20 protein-coding genes are annotated in these 19591 nt (G+C 67.4%); 9 read left to right on the forward strand and 11 right to left on the reverse strand.

Annotated elements, in window-relative coordinates; translation table 11 throughout:
* Window positions 1–66 precede the first annotated feature (66 nt).
* From ACKTSN_RS23365 to ACKTSN_RS23385, 5 genes are all read left to right on the forward strand, one after another.
* The gene (locus ACKTSN_RS23365; protein WP_409474902.1) at window positions 67–1611 is read left to right on the forward strand and encodes a Stp1/IreP family PP2C-type Ser/Thr phosphatase; all 1545 of its coding nucleotides are present in this window, start codon (window positions 67–69) and stop codon (window positions 1609–1611) included.
* A gap of 27 nt (window positions 1612–1638) precedes the next feature.
* Window positions 1639–3087 (forward strand): FtsW/RodA/SpoVE family cell cycle protein, encoded by a 1449-nt coding sequence (locus ACKTSN_RS23370; protein WP_409470907.1) that lies wholly within the window; start codon window positions 1639–1641, stop codon window positions 3085–3087.
* The gene (locus tag ACKTSN_RS23375) at window positions 3084–4556 is read left to right on the forward strand and encodes a penicillin-binding transpeptidase domain-containing protein (RefSeq protein ID WP_409470908.1); all 1473 of its coding nucleotides are present in this window, start codon (window positions 3084–3086) and stop codon (window positions 4554–4556) included. Before ACKTSN_RS23370 ends, ACKTSN_RS23375 begins: the two co-directional genes overlap by 4 nt.
* Before the next feature lie 171 nt (window positions 4557–4727).
* Window positions 4728–6710, forward strand: a complete 1983-nt coding sequence (gene pknB / locus ACKTSN_RS23380; RefSeq protein WP_409470909.1) for a Stk1 family PASTA domain-containing Ser/Thr kinase — start codon at window positions 4728–4730, stop codon at window positions 6708–6710.
* A 310-nt stretch (window positions 6711–7020) separates the two neighbouring features.
* Window positions 7021–7410: a hypothetical protein gene (locus tag ACKTSN_RS23385; protein ID WP_409470910.1), complete on the forward strand. Its 390-nt coding sequence runs from the start codon at window positions 7021–7023 to the stop codon at window positions 7408–7410.
* A gap of 30 nt (window positions 7411–7440) precedes the next feature.
* Here ACKTSN_RS23385 and ACKTSN_RS23390 read toward each other — a convergent pair whose 3' ends face one another.
* From ACKTSN_RS23390 to ACKTSN_RS23400, 3 genes are all read right to left on the reverse strand, one after another.
* The gene (locus ACKTSN_RS23390) at window positions 7441–8346 is read right to left on the reverse strand and encodes an IS3 family transposase (protein ID WP_409469761.1); all 906 of its coding nucleotides are present in this window, start codon (window positions 8344–8346) and stop codon (window positions 7441–7443) included.
* A complete protein-coding gene (locus ACKTSN_RS23395) occupies window positions 8343–8660 on the reverse strand; it encodes a transposase (protein ID WP_409469760.1) in 318 nt (105 codons plus the stop codon). The genes ACKTSN_RS23390 and ACKTSN_RS23395 overlap by 4 nt, the downstream gene beginning before the upstream one ends.
* Window positions 8661–9052: 392 nt before the next feature.
* Window positions 9053–9475: a hypothetical protein gene (locus ACKTSN_RS23400; protein WP_409470911.1), complete on the reverse strand. Its 423-nt coding sequence runs from the start codon at window positions 9473–9475 to the stop codon at window positions 9053–9055.
* Between the two features lie 699 nt (window positions 9476–10174).
* Between ACKTSN_RS23400 and ACKTSN_RS23405 the strand changes: the two genes are divergently transcribed.
* Both ACKTSN_RS23405 and ACKTSN_RS23410 read left to right on the forward strand, forming a co-directional pair.
* Window positions 10175–10381: a hypothetical protein gene (locus tag ACKTSN_RS23405; protein WP_409470912.1), complete on the forward strand. Its 207-nt coding sequence runs from the start codon at window positions 10175–10177 to the stop codon at window positions 10379–10381.
* A 199-nt stretch (window positions 10382–10580) separates the two neighbouring features.
* Window positions 10581–11612 carry a restriction endonuclease gene (locus ACKTSN_RS23410; protein WP_409470913.1) on the forward strand — a complete coding sequence of 344 codons (1032 nt, stop codon included), beginning with the start codon at window positions 10581–10583 and terminating at the stop codon, window positions 11610–11612.
* Between the two features lie 87 nt (window positions 11613–11699).
* Here the strand turns inward: ACKTSN_RS23410 and ACKTSN_RS23415 are convergent, their stop codons facing one another.
* Genes ACKTSN_RS23415 through ACKTSN_RS23440 form a run of 6 tightly spaced genes read right to left on the reverse strand, consistent with a single transcriptional unit; the run spans window position 11700 to window position 15817 of the window.
* Window positions 11700–12449 (reverse strand): class E sortase, encoded by a 750-nt coding sequence (locus tag ACKTSN_RS23415; RefSeq protein ID WP_409470914.1) that lies wholly within the window; start codon window positions 12447–12449, stop codon window positions 11700–11702.
* A 19-nt stretch (window positions 12450–12468) separates the two neighbouring features.
* Complete coding sequence (locus ACKTSN_RS23420; RefSeq protein ID WP_409474903.1) at window positions 12469–13563, reverse strand: class E sortase; 1095 nt, start codon at window positions 13561–13563, stop codon at window positions 12469–12471.
* Entirely contained in the window at window positions 13482–14120 is a 639-nt protein-coding gene (locus ACKTSN_RS23425; protein ID WP_409470915.1) for an aminodeoxychorismate/anthranilate synthase component II, read from the reverse strand. The genes ACKTSN_RS23420 and ACKTSN_RS23425 overlap by 82 nt, the downstream gene beginning before the upstream one ends.
* Window positions 14117–14326 (reverse strand): hypothetical protein, encoded by a 210-nt coding sequence (locus ACKTSN_RS23430; protein WP_409470916.1) that lies wholly within the window; start codon window positions 14324–14326, stop codon window positions 14117–14119. The genes ACKTSN_RS23425 and ACKTSN_RS23430 overlap by 4 nt, the downstream gene beginning before the upstream one ends.
* Window positions 14327–14330: 4 nt before the next feature.
* Entirely contained in the window at window positions 14331–15017 is a 687-nt protein-coding gene (locus ACKTSN_RS23435; RefSeq protein ID WP_409470917.1) for a class E sortase, read from the reverse strand.
* 20 nt (window positions 15018–15037) lie between these two features.
* Complete coding sequence (locus ACKTSN_RS23440) at window positions 15038–15817, reverse strand: DUF881 domain-containing protein (RefSeq protein ID WP_409470918.1); 780 nt, start codon at window positions 15815–15817, stop codon at window positions 15038–15040.
* A 153-nt stretch (window positions 15818–15970) separates the two neighbouring features.
* Between ACKTSN_RS23440 and crgA the strand changes: the two genes are divergently transcribed.
* Complete coding sequence (gene crgA / locus ACKTSN_RS23445) at window positions 15971–16225, forward strand: cell division protein CrgA (RefSeq protein WP_129798863.1); 255 nt, start codon at window positions 15971–15973, stop codon at window positions 16223–16225.
* Window positions 16226–16525: 300 nt separating this feature from the next.
* Here crgA and ACKTSN_RS23450 read toward each other — a convergent pair whose 3' ends face one another.
* Complete coding sequence (locus ACKTSN_RS23450; protein WP_409470919.1) at window positions 16526–17452, reverse strand: rhomboid family intramembrane serine protease; 927 nt, start codon at window positions 17450–17452, stop codon at window positions 16526–16528.
* 135 nt (window positions 17453–17587) lie between these two features.
* Window positions 17588–18121 (reverse strand): peptidylprolyl isomerase, encoded by a 534-nt coding sequence (locus ACKTSN_RS23455; protein WP_409470920.1) that lies wholly within the window; start codon window positions 18119–18121, stop codon window positions 17588–17590.
* Between the two features lie 315 nt (window positions 18122–18436).
* Between ACKTSN_RS23455 and ACKTSN_RS23460 the strand changes: the two genes are divergently transcribed.
* On the forward strand, window positions 18437–19138 hold the full coding sequence (locus tag ACKTSN_RS23460) for a DUF5324 family protein (protein ID WP_409470921.1): 702 nt from the start codon (window positions 18437–18439) through the stop codon (window positions 19136–19138).
* Window positions 19139–19591: the final 453 nt, after the last annotated feature.

The following is a 19591-nucleotide window of genomic DNA, read 5'->3' on the forward strand; positions in this document are numbered from 1 at the left end:
GACCGGAGGGTGGGCAGTGTGGCTCGACACGATCGGCTGTACCCGGAGCCGACGGGCGAGGTGCGCATGAGTCTGTCACTGCGCTTCGCCGCCGGTTCGCACAAAGGCATGATCCGGGAAGGCAACGAGGACTCCGGATACGCCGGCCCACGTCTGCTCGCCATCGCCGACGGCATGGGCGGCGCCGCGGCCGGCGAGGTCGCCTCCTCCGAGGCGATCTCCACCATCGTCCAGCTCGACGACGACGTCCCCGGCTCCGACGTGCTCACCTCACTCGGCGCCGCCGTCCAGCGGGCCAACGACCAGCTGCGGCAGATGGTCGAGGAAGACCCGTCCCTGGAAGGCATGGGCACCACGCTCACCGCCCTGCTGTGGACCGGCCAGCGCCTCGGCCTCGTCCACGTCGGCGACTCACGCGCGTACCTGCTCCGCGACGGTGTCCTCACCCAGATCACCCAGGACCACACCTGGGTGCAGCGACTCGTCGACGAAGGCCGCATCACGGAGGAGGAGGCGACCACGCACCCGCAGCGCTCGCTCCTGATGCGCGCGCTCGGCAGCGGCGACCACGTCGAGCCCGACCTGTCCATCCGTGAGGTCCGGGCCGGCGACCGCTATCTGATCTGCTCCGACGGACTGTCCGGAGTCGTCTCCCACCAGACGATGGAGGACACCCTCGCCAGCTACCAGGGCCCCCAGGAAACCGTCCAGCAGCTGATCGAGCTGGCCCTGCGCGGCGGCGGCCCCGACAACATCACCGTCATCGTCGCCGACGTCCTCGACCTCGACACCAGCGACACCCTCGCCGGGCAGCTGTCCGACACCCCGGTCGTGGTCGGCGCCGTCGCCGAGAACCAGAACCACCTGCACGACAACGGCATCATGCAGACCCCGGCCGGCCGCGCCTCCGGCCTCGGCCGCCAGGTGCCCGGACAGGGCGGCGGTGGCGGCGAGTTCGGCCCGCCCGGCTCCGGCGACACCACCGGCTACATCCCGACCAGCGGCTTCGGCGCCTACGACGACGACGACTTCGTCAAACCCCGGCCCGGCCGTAAATGGCTGAAGAGATCCGTCTACGGGGCACTCGCCCTGGCCGTGCTCGGCGGCGGACTCTACGGCGGCTACCGCTGGACACAGACGCAGTACTACGTCGGCACCAACGGCGAACACATCGCCCTCTACCGGGGCATCAGCCAGGACCTCGCCTGGGTCTCGCTGTCGAAGGTCGAGAAGGACCACCCCGAGATCGAACTCAAGTACCTGCCCCCGTACCAGCAGAAGCTGGTCAAGGCGACCATGGCCGAAGGCGGCCTGAAGAACGCCCAGGCCAAGATCGACGAGCTGGCTGTGCAGACCTCCGCGTGCCGGAAGGAGGCGGAGCGGCGCACCGCCGAAACCGAGAACAACGCACAGACCGGCCAGGGCGAAGCCGGCGGCACCACGGGAACCACCCGTACCTCCCTCACGTCCAAGGCCACGCCGAGTCCTTCGGTTTCCGGATCACCGACCCCGACCCCGACCCCGACCCCGTCCGCGACCGCCACTCCCAGCCCCGGCCCCAGCCTCTCGGAGGAAGAGCAGAAGGTCGTCTCGCTGTGCGGTAAGCAGTAGGCAAGCCGTGAGAGGCCCCGTCACACGATGAGCAGTACTACCAACACGTCGACACAGCACACCTCCACGATCGGCTCGATCGGCACACCGAGCCGGCGCAACACCGAGCTCGGACTCCTGGTGTTCGCCGTCCTCATCCCGGTCTTCGCCTACGCCAACGTGGGACTCGCCATCAAGGACGAGGTGCCGACCGGCCTGCTGAGCTACGGCCTCGGCCTCGGCCTGCTGGCCGGCGTCGGCCACCTCGTCGTCCGGAAATTCGCGCCGTACGCCGATCCGCTGATGCTGCCGCTGGCCACCCTGCTGAACGGGCTCGGCCTGGTCGCCATCTGGCGTCTGGACCAGTCCAAGCTCCTCCAGCAGAGCAGCACCTACGTCGAGGCGGCACCCCGCCAGTTGCTGTACTCGGCGATGGGCGTCGCCCTGCTGGTGGGCGTGCTGATGCTGCTCAAGGACCACCGCGTCCTCCAGCGCTACACGTACATCTCCATGGCCAGTGCACTGTTCCTGCTGATCCTGCCGCTCGTGCCCGGACTCGGCGCGAACGTCTACGGCGCCAAGATCTGGATCAAGATCCCCGGCCTCGGCACGCTCCAGCCCGGTGAGTTCGCGAAGATCGCCCTCGCGGTCTTCTTCGCCGGCTACCTCATGGTCAAGAGAGACGCCCTGGCTCTGGCCAGCCGCCGCTTCATGGGCCTGTACCTGCCGCGCGGCCGCGACCTCGGTCCGATCCTCGTCGTCTGGGTGATGTCGATCCTCATCCTGGTCTTCGAGACCGACCTCGGTACGTCCCTGCTGTTCTTCGGGATGTTCGTCATCATGCTGTACGTCGCCACCGAGCGGACCAGCTGGATCGTCTTCGGTCTGCTGATGTCCGCGGTCGGCGCCGTCGGCGTGGCGAGCTTCGAGCCGCACATCCAGACGCGTGTGCAGGCCTGGCTCGACCCGATGCGCGAGTTCGAGCTCTCCCGCGCCGGCGTCCAGGACGGCATCGTCCACTCCGAGCAGGCCATGCAGGCCCTGTGGGCCTTCGGCTCCGGCGGCACCCTCGGCACCGGCCTCGGGCAGGGCAACTCCGACCTCATCGGCTTCGCCGCCAACTCCGACTTCATCCTCGCCACCTTCGGCGAGGAGCTGGGCCTGGCAGGCGTCATGGCGATCCTGCTGCTCTACGGCCTGATCATCGAGCGCGGCATCCGTACCTCGCTGGCGGCCCGCGACCCGTTCGGGAAACTGCTGGCCGTCGGCCTGTCCGGCGCCTTCGCCCTCCAGGTCTTCGTCGTGGCCGGCGGTGTCATGGGCCTCATCCCGCTGACCGGTATGACGCTGCCGTTCGTGGCGTACGGCGGTTCCTCCGTCATCGCCAACTGGGCCCTGATCGGCATCCTGCTGCGCATCAGCGACACCGCACGCCGCCCGGCGCCCGCCCCCGCGCCCAACCCCGACGCCGAGATGACCCAGGTGGTCCGCCCGTGAACAAGCCCCTGCGCCGGATCGCGATCTTCTGCGGACTCCTCGTCCTGGCACTCCTCATCCGCGACAACTGGCTCCAGTACCTCCGCTCGGACGAGCTGGCCAGCGACACCGACAACCGCCGCGTCGCCATAGAGCGATACGCCACCCCACGCGGCGACATCATCGTCGACGGCAAGGCCGTCACCGGCTCCAAGCAGGCCTCCAGCGGCGACTTCGAGTACGTCCGCACCTACAAGGACGGCCCCATGTGGGCGCCCGTCACCGGCTACGCCTCCCAGGCCTTCGGCACCAACCAGCTGGAGAACCTCGAGGACGGCATCCTCACCGGCAACGACGACCGGCTCTTCTTCCGCAACACCCTCGACATGCTGACGGGCGAGAAGAAGGAGGGCGGCAACGTCGTCACCACCCTCAACTCCGCCGCCCAGAAGGCCGCCTACGACGGCCTCGCCAAGCGCGGCAAGGGCGCGGTGGTGGCCCTCGACCCGGAGACCGGCAAGATCCTCGCGCTGGCCTCCTACCCGTCGTACGATCCCTCGACAATCGCCGGATACTCCGGCGACGACGCGAAGGCCTGGAACAAGCTCCAGAAGAAGAACAACGCCGACGACCCCATGCTCAACCGGGCGCTGCGCGAGACCTACCCGCCGGGCTCCACCTTCAAGGTGGTCACCGCGGCCGCGGCCCTCGAGCACGGCCTGTACACGGACCCGGACGCCGCCACCAAGACCCCGCTGCCGTGGACCATGCCGGGCACCACCAGGCCGCTGAAGAACGAGGGGAACATCCCCTGCGAGAACGCGACTCTGCGAGTCGCCCTGCAGTACTCCTGCAACACCGTCTTCGGCAAGGTCGGCTCCGACCTCGGCAACGACAAGATGCTCGAGACGGCGAAGAAGTTCGGCTTCACCTCCGAGCAGTTCACCCCGGTCCGCGCCAACGCGTCCGTCTTCTCCGACGACATGGCCCCCTCCGAGGTGGCGCTGTCCTCCATCGGCCAGTTCAACACCGCCGCGACCCCCCTGCAGATGGCCATGGTCGCCTCCGCCGTCGCCAACGACGGCACGCTGATGAAGCCGTACATGGTCGACGAGCTCCAGGGACCGGACTTCGACCCCGTCGAGAAGACCGAGCCGGAGCCGATGAGCGAGCCGATGTCGCCGGAGAACGCACAGATCCTGCAGTCGATGATGGAGACCGTCGTCAGCAAGGGCACGGGAACCAACGCGCAGATCGGCGGCGTCACCGTGGGCGGCAAGACCGGTACCGCCCAGCACGGCGTCGACAACAGTGAGAAGCCGTACGCCTGGTTCATCTCGTACGCCAAGCTCGACGACGGCAGCTCGCCGGTCGCCGTGGCCGTGGTCGTCGAGGACGAGCAGGCGGACCGCGGCGACATCTCCGGCGGCGGCCTCGCGGCGCCCATCGCCAAGAGCGTGATGGAGGCGGTCATCAAGAGCAAGCAGTGAGAGTCCCGTCACGTCACCTTCACATCGGTGCACGTTGCTATACCGGTCCTGTATCGGCTGACGGGCTTGGCCAGGTCACACAAAGCGAGCCGGGTACGGTAGGCCCGGACGGCAGCCTCCGGCCGCACGACGTGCCGGTCGGGACCGACGGAGAGGGCTGGTAGGTAGCTTATGGAAGAGCCGCGTCGCCTCGGCGGCCGGTACGAGCTGGGCCAGGTGCTCGGCCGTGGTGGCATGGCGGAGGTCTACCTCGCGCATGACACCCGCCTCGGCCGCACCGTGGCGGTGAAGACGCTGCGCGCGGACCTCGCACGCGACCCGTCGTTCCAGGCCCGCTTCCGCCGGGAGGCCCAGTCGGCCGCCTCGCTCAACCACCCCGCAATCGTGGCGGTCTACGACACGGGCGAGGACTACATCGACGGGGTCTCGATCCCGTACATCGTCATGGAGTACGTCGACGGCTCCACGCTCCGTGAGCTCCTCCACAGCGGCCGTAAGCTGCTGCCGGAGCGCGCCATGGAGATGACCATCGGCATCCTCCAGGGCCTGGAGTACGCCCACCGCAACGGCATCGTCCACCGCGACATCAAGCCGGCCAACGTCATGCTGACGCGCAACGGCCAGGTCAAGGTGATGGACTTCGGCATCGCCCGCGCCATGGGCGACTCCGGCATGACGATGACCCAGACCTCGGCCGTCATCGGCACCGCCCAGTACCTCTCCCCGGAGCAGGCGAAGGGCGAGCAGGTCGACGCGCGATCCGACCTGTACTCGACCGGCTGTCTGCTGTACGAGCTGCTGACCGTCCGTCCTCCGTTCGTCGGCGACTCCCCGGTCGCCGTCGCGTACCAGCACGTCCGCGAGGAAGCCCAGCCCCCCTCGGTGTTCGACCCCGAGATCACGCCCGAGATGGACGCCATCGTCCTGAAGGCACTGGTCAAGGACCCGAACTACCGCTACCAGTCCGCCGACGAGATGCGCGCCGACATCGAGGCCTGCCTCGACGGCCAACCGGTCGCGGCCACGGCAGCCATGGGCTCGGTCGGCTACGGCGGCTACCCCGACGACCAGCCGACCACCGCCCTGCGCTCCGACGGCCACGCCGGCGCCACCACCCTGCTCCCCCCGGCCAACCCGGACGACGGCAGCTTCGGCTACGACGACCGCCCCGACCGGCGCCGCCAGAAGAAGTCCAACACCTCCACGATCCTGTTGGTCGTCGCAGCTGTCCTGGTCCTGGTCGGCGCGATCCTGATCGGGCGGTGGGCGTTCGAGGGCGGGGGTGTGGGGAACGACACGGTGCCGGTACCGAACCTCGTTGGCCAGACCGAAGCCGATGCCAGAAGGCTGTTGGCCAACAGCGATCTGGAGGTTGGAACCGTCACGCAGGAGCCCTGCGAGAAGGAGAAGAAGGGCAACGTCTGCTCGCAGGACCCGCAGCCCAAGACGGAGGTCGACAAGAACACCACCGTCAACATCGTGGTGTCGACGGGTGCGCCGAAGGTCGAAGTCCCGGACGTTGAGGACCTCCTCTTCGACGATGCGAAGTCGACGCTGACAGAGAAGGGCTTTGAGGTCGAGCAGCAGGCCCAGGAGTCCACCGAAACGCCGGGTACGGTGCTCGCCCAGAACCCCAAGGGCGGGACGGAGCTGGAGAAGGGCTCCACCGTCACCCTCACGGTGGCGAAGGAGACGGCCCAGGTCACCGTCCCCGACCTGTCGGGCAAGACTCCCGAGGAGGCGCAGACCCTGCTCCAATCCAAGGGCCTGGTCCTAGGCACCCAGACGGAGGAGGAGTCCACCGCCCAGGCGGAGGGCACGATCTTCGAGCAAAGCTTCGTCGCCGGTCAGGACGTCGACCGCGGCACCACGATCAACGTCAAGATCGCCAAGGCACCGCAGAACCAGAAGTTCCCGATGCCGAAGGTGACCCAGATGACGGTCGCTCAGGCCAAGCAGGTCCTCGCCCAGAGCGGTCTACAACTCGAGAAAGTCGAGGGCTCAGACGACGACAACGCCATTGTGTTCCAGAGCAACCCGCAGGAAGGACAGGAGGTCAAGACGGGCGACAAGGTCACCCTCTTCGCCTTTGGAAGCGGCCAGCAGAACGGCGGTAACAATGGCGGCATCATCGGAGGCAACAACTCCGACTGACCTCGCCGCAACGGCGGCCCGCACGGAGGACTGACCTCCTACCGATCCAGGGCACCACTGAGCCCCGGCACCCTCGTCGAAGGGGGTACCGGGGCTCCGTCATCTCAGCCGAGTTTTTTCGGCAGGGTGCGCTCGCCATCCACCCTCAGGCTGGGGTCGGCCGAGGTTTGGGCCGACCCGAGTGCCCGGTAACCACCGGCTCCTATTGATCACCTTGCGGTGGCGGACCTACCACCCGCCGTGTCTGCCGAGTGCAGCAGCTGCCGTCAGTCCCCTCGGAGCTACGCTGCGACAGCAAGCAGGCAATGCAGTGCTCGCCACATTCGCGCTGTTCATCGGCGGAATGGCAATCGCCCCCACGGCCAGCGCAGCAGGCTACGGCTGTTCCGGCAACCTGATCGACACCTACAATGTCAAGACCAGTAGCGTCGTCAAGTACGGGGTGGTTTACCTGTACTACAGCACTGCCGACGGCGGCACCAACTGTGCCGTCACGGTGGACACCTACTTCGGTACCAGCACCACCAAGCATATGGCCATCTTCATCGGCCGGTGCGCTGCTGGCAGCACTCCTGGCAGCGCATGCAGTCAGGATCAGTACACTTCGGATTCCGGTAACTACACGTGGTACGCGGGACCCCGCTCTGTCACAGGTACCGCGAACCGCTGCGTCACGTTGAACGGGGTCATCCACAACTGAAGTTTCCCCGTGATCTTGGACACGGTTCTGTCACGCGGCGAGGGCGTGCTCTGGTTTCGTTCCGTGGTGGCGCTGGCGGGTCTCGTGGGGCGTGAGGTAGCCCCAGTCGGGATGTCTGCGCAGGCGCCTGCGGTTGTAGTAGGTCTCGATGAATGTGAAGATGTCGGCTCGCGCGCTCGCCCGGTCATTCCAGATGCGGGTGCCGATCTCCTCCTTGAGGACGGCGAAGAAACTCTCGGCAGCGGCGTTATCGAAGCAGATCCCGGTCCGCCCCATGCTCTGCCGTAGCCCCAACTCGCCCAGCCTGTCCCGGAATTGGGCCGAGGTGTACTCCGATCCGCGGTCGGTGTGGATGATGCAGCCGTCCTCCAGGAGGCCCAGGCCGGCAGCCATGTCCAGGGCGTCGACGACCAGGCCGGCGCGGTGATGATCTGCCATGGAGTAGCCAATCACCTCACGGGTCGCCAGATCGAGCCAGGTCGCCAGGTACAGCCAGCCCTCGGCGGTAGGGACATAGGTGATGTCGCCGACCACCCGCAGGCCCGGGGCGGTAGCGGTGAAGTCGCGCCCGATCAGGTCCGGAGCGGGAGCGGCCTTGCGGTCGGCGCGGGTGAGGCTGCGACGCCCGGTGCGGCGGCTGTGACCGGCGATGCGGTGTTCGCGCATGAGCCGCTCGACGCGCTTGCGGTTCACCAGGCGCCCCCGGCGGCGTAGTTCGGCGTGCACCCGGGGAACGCCGTACGTCTTCTTCGACGCGACGTGGATGACGGTGATCTCGTGGACCAGGGCGAGGTCCTCGCGCTCGCGTACCTCGCGGGCCTGCTCTCCGGCTTCCCAGGCGTAGTACGAGGAGCGGGCCACGCCGAGGACGGCGCACAGCAGGACGACGGTGAAGTGGGCCTTCTCCACGCGGATGAACCGGTATATCTCGCTCACCGGTCGCTCTCCTTCGCGAAGAAGGCCGTCGCTTTTTTCAGAATCTCGATCGTCTTGGCCTGGTCGGCGGCGAGCTTGCGCAGTCGCTTGAGTTCCTCCCGCTCGGCCGCATCCAGCCCGCTCCCGGCGGCCACCAACGTCCCCGCTCCGGTCTGCCCGGTGCCGTTCGTCTTCTTCACCCAGCCCCGCAGACTCTCCGAGCTGATGCCCAGTTCCCGGGCGACCTCGGTCACCGTCCGGCCCGAAGACGCCACGAGCGCGACCGCGTCCCGCTTGAACTCCTCCGAGTACCGCTTCGTGTACTTACTTCCCACCTGGCACTGCTTCCTCTGGGCTCACACGTCCCAGTCTCCAGGTGTCCGCGATCAAGGGGAAGCTTCACGAGAGCCGCGTCCCCAGCCTCCACGGCGGCCTTGCGGCTCTCCTCATACAGCTCGGTTGCGTCGGCGTGCATGCCGCTGTCAAACGCGGCCCAACCGGCTTGCTGCGCCTGTTCGGCGAGCACGGAGAGCAGAGCACGGCCGGTCTCCAGGGTGTAAGTGGCTTCGCGAATGAGAGCTTTCGTGACCTGGTACTCCCCGAGGTAGACCCTGTACGTGTCCCCGCCTCCCAAGAGTCGTCAAGGCGACGCAGACGAGCTGTACGTTCCCGTAACCGCTGGGGGAAGTCGCTCCCGATCCGACGGCCCGTCAGAGGACGGGTCAAGTCAGGAAGGCCTACGGCGAGCCCGGCCCCCGGCTGATGCCTTGAAGAATTCCCTGCGCTGCACGTCGTCTCCGTCTCCATCGGTGGCGGTGGCACACGCAGGAGCGGAGAGAACGCGGAACATCGGTGGTTGTGTCTCCCACTCGCGCGGAGCGAGACCAAGCATGTGCCCTGGGATGCGCAGCGCGTCAGAAATGCGTGTGATCTTCTCGAAGGTGGTCACGTTGCCATGGCCACGCGCCAGGGTCCCTACGCGCTCTGGCTTGATGTCGCACTCAGCTGCGATTTGCGAGTAGCTGATCCCAGCCTCGCGGCGGGCCAGCGCGAAAACCGTGCCGAAGTCGTGAGCCGTGATCGCTGCCTTCATATCCGCGCGGTCCAAGAGAGCACGAGGTAGCGCGGTCGGCGGTTCGTAAGTGGTCATGAGATGCCCCGATGCGCCTGCCAGTGACAGCGTGCCGAACTGACCTGACTGCCAGAGCACCCATGAGAGGGATACCCAAGAGAGGGAAGTCAACAGCCCTGCAGCGGTGGAACTTTGAAGCGTCCAGACCCCCGCGGCCGTGCGACCGGTCCGGGACGTGGCCACCAGCTGTAGAGGAGCTGACGACGGTGAGCATTATCCACGCGTCCCTGCGGCGGATGTTGGGCGTATTTGTGCCCGGTACCGGCGGGTGTCGGCGGGGCGAGCGCCCCGCCGGACCGGCCGCCGCACGCAGGCCGGAGGCCCCCCGTACGCCTACACCGTGGTCCCTACCGCCCCGCTATCCATGCGGGTGTTACGCGCCCATCGACAGTGACGCCCTGCGGCTCCTGCGCCCCTTCGTTATCGAGGACGAGAGTGAGCTGGCGCGGCAGAACCGGCACCTTGTCGCCCTAGTGCTCTCTGCTGACTTCGGTATCAACCTTGACCGGCACGTCGTCCCCGCTGCGGGGGTGGCGTGATGAGCACCCACGCCATGGAAACCACGCTGTCGGCGGAATGCACGCTGGCGCAGATGCCGGAGTACCGAGGTCTGCACCGCAAGTGCCGACAGACCAAGGATGTGCCTCTGCCCCACAGCCTGGGGTTGCTGCTGGTGCGTCGCTGCGGCTGCCACTGCCACACGGCTGGGGGTGGGAGGTGAACGCCGGCACTCCGCCGGAGCTCGGCAAGTCGCATTTGACCATCGAGACCTACCGGCTCACCCCGGACGGGGAACGCGTCGGCCGGACGCGGCGGCGCACGATCAAGGCCACCCCGGACCCGGAACGGGTCGCCGACTCCCTCGCCTGGCCCCCTTGCGAGTGCCCGCACTGCCGCACCGGGTACGGCCCGCGCGCCCGCTAGCCGGGCCCTGAGACGGCCGTCCGTCTCATGTCGCTGATGTGCAATGTGGGTGTGCCGACGCTTCGACGAAGCACCACAACCGCACACCCACACGTGCGTAGATCGTGTCTTCACTTTTCACGACTCGTTGATCGGGTGGGGTGGGGAGTCAGAACCCTGCCCCGTCCATACGGCCAACCCGCGAACGGAAGGGCAGAGCGTGATCAACGAATCGGTGCTGCTGGAATCGAAGAGCCTGCGCGACAGCGTGCTGGAACGAACCGACGTGCTCGACAGGGTGAAGGCGCTGTCGCTGCTTCCGGACGGGATGCATGTGACGACGGCGATGGTGGCGGCGTACTTTGAGGTGGGTCTGACCGCCATCACCTCTCTGGTGCATGATCACCGTCAGGAGTTGGAAGCCAGCGGCTACCGAGTTCTGACAGGTACAGAACTGACTTCCTTCAAGGAAGTCAGTGGGGTCCAATCGCGCTCCCGATCCCTCGCCTTGTTCTCCCGCCGCGCCGTCCTCAACGTCGCCATGCTGCTCCGCGACAGCGAAGTCGCACGTCAGGTGCGTGTCTACCTCCTCGACATGGAGTACCTGGCGCGTACACAACCTGTGGATAACCTCGTTCACGCCGACGGCGTCTCCCTCGACGACCGCATCGACCAACGCATCACCCACATCCTCGGCAAGACGGTCGTGCCGATGTTCAACGCCCTGATCGAGACATCGGGCGAGCACCGCAGGGAGCTGATCGCGCTCCGCGCAGGCGTCCAGCGCATCGAGCGTCGGCTCCACCAGCACCACGCCCGGCTGAAGCGGCTCGAAGGGGTGCGAGACGACCGCCCCGCCGTCGGAGTCATGGCCGCCATGGACGCCATGAACGGCCGCGCGTTCGAGCGCCACATCGCCAAACTGCTGCAACGCGACGGCTGCACCAACGTCGTCGTACAAGGCGGTCACGGAGACCGGGGCGTCGACATCATCGCGCTCACGGCCGACGGGCGACGCCTCGTCGCCCAGTGCAAGAGGTTCGCGCCCTACCTCAACATCACCAGCCCGGACGTCCAGAAGTTCATCGGGTCGGCGAAGGTTCTGTACGGCGCGGACGTGGCGCTCTATGTGGCGACGTGCCCCTTCACCCCTGAGGCCCTGAGCATCGCCGCCGAGGCCGGCATCACCGCCGTACACCGCGGCGTGCTGGAGGAGTGGAGCGCCGGTGAACCGCTGAAGATCCTGGAGTAGGGCATGGCATGACGCAAAGAGGCCCGAAGCCGCAAGAGATAGTTGCGGCTTCGGGCCCGCTAATTTTAAGCGTGCCAGCACGTCACGCTAACGCAGCTCCTCCGGCACCGTCCGCTCCCCGTCCACCTTCTCCACCCGCTCCAGCTCCCCCCACACCACATACCGGTACCGGCTCGTGAACACCGGCGTGCACGTCGTCAGCGTGATGTACCGGCCCGCCTTCGTCTTCCCGGACTCCTTGGGGATCGCGTCGAGGACCTTGACGTTGTACTTCGAGGTCTCAGGAAGGACGGCGTAGACCTTGTAGACGTACCACTTGTCCTTCGTCTCGAAGACGATCGGGTCGCCCTTCCTCAGCTTGTCGATGTCGTGGAACTTCGCGCCGTGGCCGTCGCGGTGGGCGGCGAGGGAGAAGTTGCCGTTCTTGCCGCTGGTGGGGAGGGCCGCCTTGACGGGGTCGGTGTAGTAGCCGGCGACGCCGTCGTTGAGGAGCTCCGTGGACGTGCCCTTCTTGATCAGGATCTCGTCCTTGTCCATCGCGGGTACGTGCAGGAAGCCGATGCCGTCCTTGGTGTCCAGCGCGCCGGGGCCGGAGGGCGCGGAGCTGGCCCAGTTGTCGCGGACCTTGTCGCCCTCCTTGTCCGCCTTGCGGTCCGCGAGGACGTTCGTCCACCACAGCGAGTAGACGACGAACAGGCCGAGAACGAGACCTGCGGTGATGAGGAGTTCACCGAAAAAGCTGACCGCCATGGCGATCCGGCCGGGGCCGCGGCGCCGCGGCGCGGGCGCAGCGGGGCCGGTGTCGGTGTGCTCTTCGCGATCGGTGGTCGCTGCCACTGTTCCCCTGCCCCTGCCCTTAACTGACGAGCGCATCCGGCTTGCCCTTGCTGCGCGGCCGTTCCTCGACCATCTTGCCCCAGACGATCATCCGGTACTTGCTCGTGAACTCCGGCGTGCAGGTCGTCAGGGTGATGTACCGGCCGGGCGTCTTGAAACCCGAGTCCTTGGGGACCGGATCCAGGACACTGACGTTGCTCGGCGAGGTCACCGGAAGAATCGACGCCATCGAGTAGACGAAGTACGTGTCCTGCGTCTCGACGACGATCGGATCGCCCGGGTCGAGCCGGTTGATGTACCGGAACGGCTCGCCGTGCGTGTTGCGGTGGCCGGCCAGCCCGAAGTTACCGGTCTTCGCTTCCGGCATCGCCGTCTTCAGCGCGCCCTCCGCGTAGTGGCCGACCATGCCGCGGTCGAGCACCCTCTTGTTGCTGGTGCCCTCGGCGATCGGCACGACCACGTCCAGCTTGGGAATGTACAGCAGGGCGAAGCCCTGGCCCGGCTCGAAGGTGCCCGGGTTGCGCTTGCCGCTCGCCCAGTCGTCCTGGAGCTGGCTCGCCTCGTTGCCGGCCTGCGTGTGCGCCCGGACGTTCGTCCACCACAGCTGGTAGGTGACGAACAGCAGCATCAGCACGCCGGTGGTGATGAACACCTCACCGATCACCCGGCTGGCGACCACCGCCGGGCTCGGTCTGCTCGCCCGCGCCTGCCGCCGCGCCTCCACCCGGGACAGGGGACGCGTCATGGCGTCGGTGTCGGCGGGCCTACGGGAGCCTCCGTGCCGTCCGTGACGCCGCTTGGCGGCCTTTCTGCGGGCCGCACGGCCACCGGTGGCGGGTCCGGCGGCGGAAGGGGCCGACGGGGCGGGAGAAGCCGATATGGACTCGCCGTCGGGACGCACCTCGCCCGGCGGCTCGGGTATCCGCAGCGCGACGGTCTCCTCGTCGACGGGAGGCTCGTACGGCGCCTGATACGGCTCCTGGGACGGGGGATACCCCTCCGTGCCGTACCAGTCCGTACCGGGCGCCGCGGTCACGCCGTGGCCCTGCCCACCACCGGGGCGAGCCCCGCCGACCTCGCCACCGCGCCGTGGTCGCCGCACTCCACCAGCCAGTTGGCCAGCATCCGGTGACCGTGCTCGGTCAACACCGACTCGGGATGGAACTGCACACCCTCGACCGGGAGTCCACGGTGTCTCAGGCCCATGATGATGCCGTCGTGCGTCCGCGCGGTGACCTCCAACTCGGCCGGCACAGTGACCGGCTCGGCGGCGAGAGAGTGGTAGCGAGTCGCCGTGAACGGCGAGGGCAGACCCGCGAAGACGCCCTTGCCCTCGTGCTCGACGAGCGACGTCTTGCCGTGCAGCAACTCCGGCGCACGGTCCACCACACCGCCGTACGCCACCTGCATGGACTGCATACCGAGGCAGACACCGAAGACGGGCACCCCGCCGGCCGCACAGTGCCGGACCATGTCGATACAGACACCCGCCTGTTCGGGGGCGCCGGGACCGGGCGACAGCAGCACACCGTCGAAACCGTCATCGGCGTGCGCGGTCGAGACCTCGTCGTTGCGCAGGACCTCGCACTCGGCACCCAGCTGGTACAGGTACTGCACCAGGTTGAAGACGAAGCTGTCGTAGTTGTCGACGACGAGAATGCGCGCGCTCACTGGTTGTCCACCGTCACATCGTTGAAGGGAAGCAGCGGTTCGGCCCACGGAAAGACGTACTGGAACAGGACGTAGACCACGGCCAGGATCAATGCCAGCGAGATCAGCGCCTTGACCCACGCGTTCCCCGGCAGATGCCGCCAGATCCAGCCGTACATGCCGTCCCTTCCGTCGCACCACGGCACCAGACTTACGCCGTACTGCACCAGACTAACGGCGCAGGGCCGCTGGTTTCCCGGCCTCCACAGGCTGGGTGGAATCGAGATGCGCCCAGACGATCAACCGGTGGCTGTGACCCCACTCCGGTTCGCAGGTCGTCAAGGTCAGATAGCGGCCCGCACGCGTGTACCCGGACGAGCGGGGCACGGGGTCGATCACCGCCACATCCGTGGGCACCGTCTTGTACGGCCCCTTGCCGATCCGGTACGTGAACCAGGTCGCCCCATCGGTCAGCACCACCGCGTCGCCGCGACGCAGCCGGGGGAAATCCTTGAAGGGATCACCGTACGTGCGCCGGTGACCCGCCACCGAAAAGTTCCCCTTCTGACCGAGCTGCGCGGTGCCGGCGTAGTGACCGAGGCCCTTCTTCAGGGTGTCGGTGGCGGTGCCCTCGAGCACGGGCTTGTTCCACGTGAAACCAAGACGCGGGATGTACATGATCGCGAACGGTTTCCCGTTCTCGTACGTCGCCGGCTTCGGGGGGCTCGCGGAGGCGCCGGGGGCTGCGCCCGGCTGCACGGCCCCCTGCGACCACTGCTCCTGGAGCCGGTCGATCTCGTCGTCCATGACGTTGTCGGCCTTCACGCCGGTCCAGAACAGCACATAGACGACAAAGAGCACGATCACAGTGCCGACGGTGATGCACAGTTCGCTGACGGTCCTGACGATCACGCGCACCGGCGGCTCCTGAGCGGCGCTTACTCCACGGGCTTCGCGTAGTGCAGGTCCACTGTGCCCGAGTAGCCGGACAGAGTCACCGTCCCGTTCTCCTCCACTTTCCAGCCCAGACCGTAGACATTGACGTACACCATGTAGTTCTGGATCGCCGGCGACGCCGAAAGCGCCTGCTGCAGCTTCTCCGGGTTGCCGACCGCCGTGATCTTGTACGGCGGTGAGTAGACCCGGCCCTGGAGGATCAGGGTGTTGCCCACACAGCGCACCGCGCTGGTGGAGATCAGCCGCTGGTCCATGACCTTGACCCCCTCGGCGCCGCCCTCCCACAGGGCGTTCACCACGGCTTGCAGGTCCTGCTGGTGAATGACCAGGTAGTCGGGCTGCGGCTCCGGATAACCGGGGAGCTTGGCGGTGGCGTTCGGCGGAGCGTCGTCGAGCGTCACCGTGAGTGCCTCACCAGTGAGCTTCTGAGTACCCGCGTTCTTCTCCAAGGCGGCGAGCTTGTCGTCCTCCGCCTTGGTGCTGCCGTCGTCGCGCTCGGCGAGGGACTCGACGTCCTCACGCAGAGCCGCGTTGGACTCGTCCAGTTCGCCGTTGTTACGGCTGCGCTCCTCAATCAGGTCGGAGAGCTTCAGCAGAGACGCATCCGTACGGATATTGGTGCCTTTGGCCGTATGGAAACTGGTGAAGAAAATGAGCCCCGCGAGAGCGAAGACGCCCACCGTGAGCAGCCGCACGGGCCGGAAAGCCCACCGGCGGGCAGGGCTGGATCCCGTCCCGGGGGAGTCGGCAGAATTGCTCAACGTACCCTTATCTCCTTCGGCGCCACGGAAGCACTACGCTAACGGACGCCCGGGGGAGCGCTCTGAGCCCCTTTGCACACGCCCCCGGACGTTGCCCCGAGCCCGACCCAGTTCCCTGCGCGGCCACGCAGCGCATCGACAGGAGAGACCCTCGTGCCGAAGTCACGTATCCGCAAGAAGGCCGACTACACGCCGCCGCCGTCGAAGCAGGCGACCAGCATCAAGCTGAACAGCCGCGCCTGGGTCGCACCGGTCATGCTCGCCATGTTCCTCATCGGGCTGGCCTGGATCGTCGTCTTCTATGTGACCGACGGTTCACTGCCGATCGACTCCCTGGGCAACTGGAACATCGTGGTGGGCTTCGGCTTCATCGCGGCCGGATTCGGCGTCTCCACCCAGTGGAAGTAGGCCGGTCGAAGACCAGGCGAGCGGGCGGTGAACACAGCTCTGCCCACGGCTATCCGCTGAGTTATCCACAGCCGTGAGAATTTCCACAGCCAACCTGGGGAAAAGACGACGATCTGTGGATAACGCATCGGACGTTGACACCGGTACGTTAGCCACACCATCCCCGAAACCTTGTTCATCCCCTGTCTGACCTGCGGAAACGCGGGTCACCGACAGAGGGCGCAGTTGTTCCCACACAGCGTGCACAAGATTCACCACGCACTGTGGACAACTTGACAGCTCAGTGGATAACCGCCCGGCTCAGCTGAGCTGGGCGGTCCGCAGCAGCGTTATCCCCACCACGACCGCCAGGGCCAGGGCACAGGTGCCGTACTGGACCAGTGCCCGGCGTTCGCGCGGGGCGTGGACCATGGCGTAGCCGATGACCAGGCCGGCGGCGAGTCCGCCGATGTGGGCCTGCCAGGCGATGTCGAAGCCCGGGCTGAACGTGAAGATCAGGTTGATCGCGAGCAGGGCGATGACCGGGCGCATGTCGTAGTTGAGCCGGCGCATGAGCACGGCTGTCGCGCCGAAGAGGCCGAAAATCGCACCCGAGGCACCGAGCGAGGCCGTCGTCGGGGCTTCCAGCAGATAGGTCAGGGCGCTGCCGGCGAGGCCCGAGACGAGGTAGAGCGTGAGGTAGCGGGCGCGGCCGAGGGCGGCTTCGAGGGGGCCGCCGAGCCACCAGAGGCTGAGCATGTTGAAGCCGATGTGCCAGATGGCTTCGTGGGTGAACATCGAGGTGAACAGGCGGTACCACTCGCCCTCTGCGACGCCCTCTGTCGGTCCCCAGGGCGCTGGTGGCCATTCGCCGATGAGAACGATGTGGTTGAGGAGGGATGGTTCGGCCCGGCCGGCGATGAATACCGCGAGGTTGATTCCGATGAGGATCTTGGTGAGGAGTCGAGGGTCGGCGACGACGGTGCCGCCTGCGATGGTGCGGGGGCGGGAGGCGCCCGGCGCGTGTCCGGTACCGGAGGCGTCGCGGACGCATGCGGGGCACTGGAAGCCGACGGAGGCGCTGACCATGCAGTCGGGGCAGATCGGGCGTTCGCAGCGGGTGCAGCGCACGCCGGTCTCGCGGCCGGGGTGGCGGTAGCAGACGGGCGTGCTGGCGGCGCCCTGCGGACCCTGGTTGTCCGGGCCGTGGTTGTGCGGGCCGTTCGGGCTGCCTGGCGCCTGGTCCATGAGGTCCCCTCATCGTCGAGTCCGACAGAAACGCCCCGCTCTCTTTACGGACGAGCGGGGCGTTTGGTTCCCTACGGGAGGTCTCGGACTCGGCTCTTGCGGGTCCTCCGACTCGGTCCTCGCGGGCCTTCCGGCTCAGCCCTCGCGGGTCTCCACGACGACCGACTCGATGACGACGTCGTTGAGGGGGCGGTCGGTGCGCGGGTTGGTCTGGGCGCTCGCGATCGAGTCGACGACCTTCTGGCTGGCCGCGTCCGTGACCTCGCCGAAGATGGTGTGCTTGCGGTTCAGCCAGGCCGTCGGGGCGACGGTGATGAAGAACTGCGAGCCGTTGGTGCCCGGGCCGGCGTTGGCCATCGCCAGCAGGTAGGGCTTGTCGAACTGCAGGTCCGGGTGGAACTCGTCCGCGAACTGGTAACCGGGGCCGCCCGTGCCGTTGCCCAGCGGGTCGCCGCCCTGGATCATGAAGCCGCTGATGACCCGGTGGAAGACCGTGCCGTCGTACAGCTTGTCCGTGGACTTCTGGCCCGTGGCCGGGTGGGTCCACTCACGCTCGCCCTTGGCGAGCTCGACGAAGTTCTTGACCGTGATCGGCGCATGGTTCGGGAAGAGCCGAACCTGGATGTCGCCGTGGTTGGTCTTCAGGGTGGCGTAAAGCTGCTCAGCCACGATCTGCCTTCCGTTGTCTTCCTGTGACTCCACGATCCTCGCACGGCCTGCGCCGTACGTCGCCCGACGTGCTGTTTCGGGCGGGAATCCGGGCGGAGGGCTTGCAGATTTCCCGATGAGTCGTTCCGTGGCGGGAGCGCGGAGCGGCGATCCGTGGCATTGTCGATGACAAGCTCCTGTTGCCGTATTCATCCGCTATTGCGCGCCGACCATGACCCGGATGCCCGCCCTCACATGCCACGTCATGCTGGGGCAGGCATGATCCGCAAAAGGGTGGAAAGTCGAAATACGTACGCCACCGAGGAGGAGGAACCCGTGACCCGCATCGACAGCGTGCGCGCCGCGACCGGCTCGGCGAAGGACAGCGTGCTGCACGCCGCGGAAGTGGTGGCGCCGTACGCCGACACGGCGAAGGACCGGGCCGCGCACTACGCACATGAGGCACGCGTACGGCTCGCGCCCAGGGTGTCGCAGGCCGCCGGGCAGGCCCGCGTCCAGTACGAGTCGCATCTCGCGCCGCGCCTGGAACAGGCCCGTTCGCATGTGCCGCCGAGGGTGGACCACGCCGCCCACGAGGCCGCTTTCCGTACCCGTATGGCTGCCCGGCAGGCTGCCGGCTACTCCCGGCCGAGGATCGAGCAGGCAGTGGCCGCGGCCGGGCCCGTCAAGGACGAGGCGGCGTCGCGTGGTGCCGCCGCGCTGGCCGCGCTGCGTGGCCAGGTCTCGGCCGAGGAGATTCACAAGCTGGTCCGCAAGCATGAACGGCGGGCCAAGGCCGGCCGTGCCATGAAGGTGCTGGCGGTTCTCGGCGTTCTCGCGGGCGGCGCTTTCGCCGCCTGGAAGTGGTGGGACAAGCAGGCCAACCCCGACTGGCTGGTCGAGCCGCCCGCCGCGACCGAGGTCTCCGAGTCGGGCCGGCTCACGTCGGTGGACGGCAGCGGACAGTCCGTGCTCGATCCCGAGGTGCAGGCCAAGGAGGCCGAGGAGGAGGCCGCGGACCGCGAGGACCGTGGCTGAGCCGCCTGACCGTGGGGCGGGAGACTCGTGGGTCTCCCGCCCCACGGTGATGATTCACGCGGATGCTTCCTGTGGAACGGCGTTTCACGGGAAACCGGCGAGCGGCGCGCGCCCTGCGCCGTACGGCCGTAACTTGCTTGCTATTGCACTTGGTTGACGATCACGTGGCACAGCCGTACCCCACCTGTCACATGCGCGAGCTGCGGCGCTGAATGCCAAGAACGGCACCGTGCGTCCGAAGCGTGGGGGCACCGTTCATCCCTGCGCACGAGGATGAGTCCGGTTGCGCCTGCAATGAGCTGTCGCAGGTGCACCGGCCGTCAACAGTTGAGCTGGGACATCCACCGGGGCACCGATCCCCCGGCGTGAGTGGCTCAGCCGGGTCCGCCACGCCGGATCCGTCATCCGCCGGCCGCAGCGCCTGGGCCGGGTCGGGCAGGTCGACGTCCCACA

Origin of the sequence: Streptomyces flavusporus, from assembly GCF_046267975.1 — a bacterium.
GTDB classification, from domain to species: domain Bacteria; phylum Actinomycetota; class Actinomycetes; order Streptomycetales; family Streptomycetaceae; genus Streptomyces; species Streptomyces flavusporus.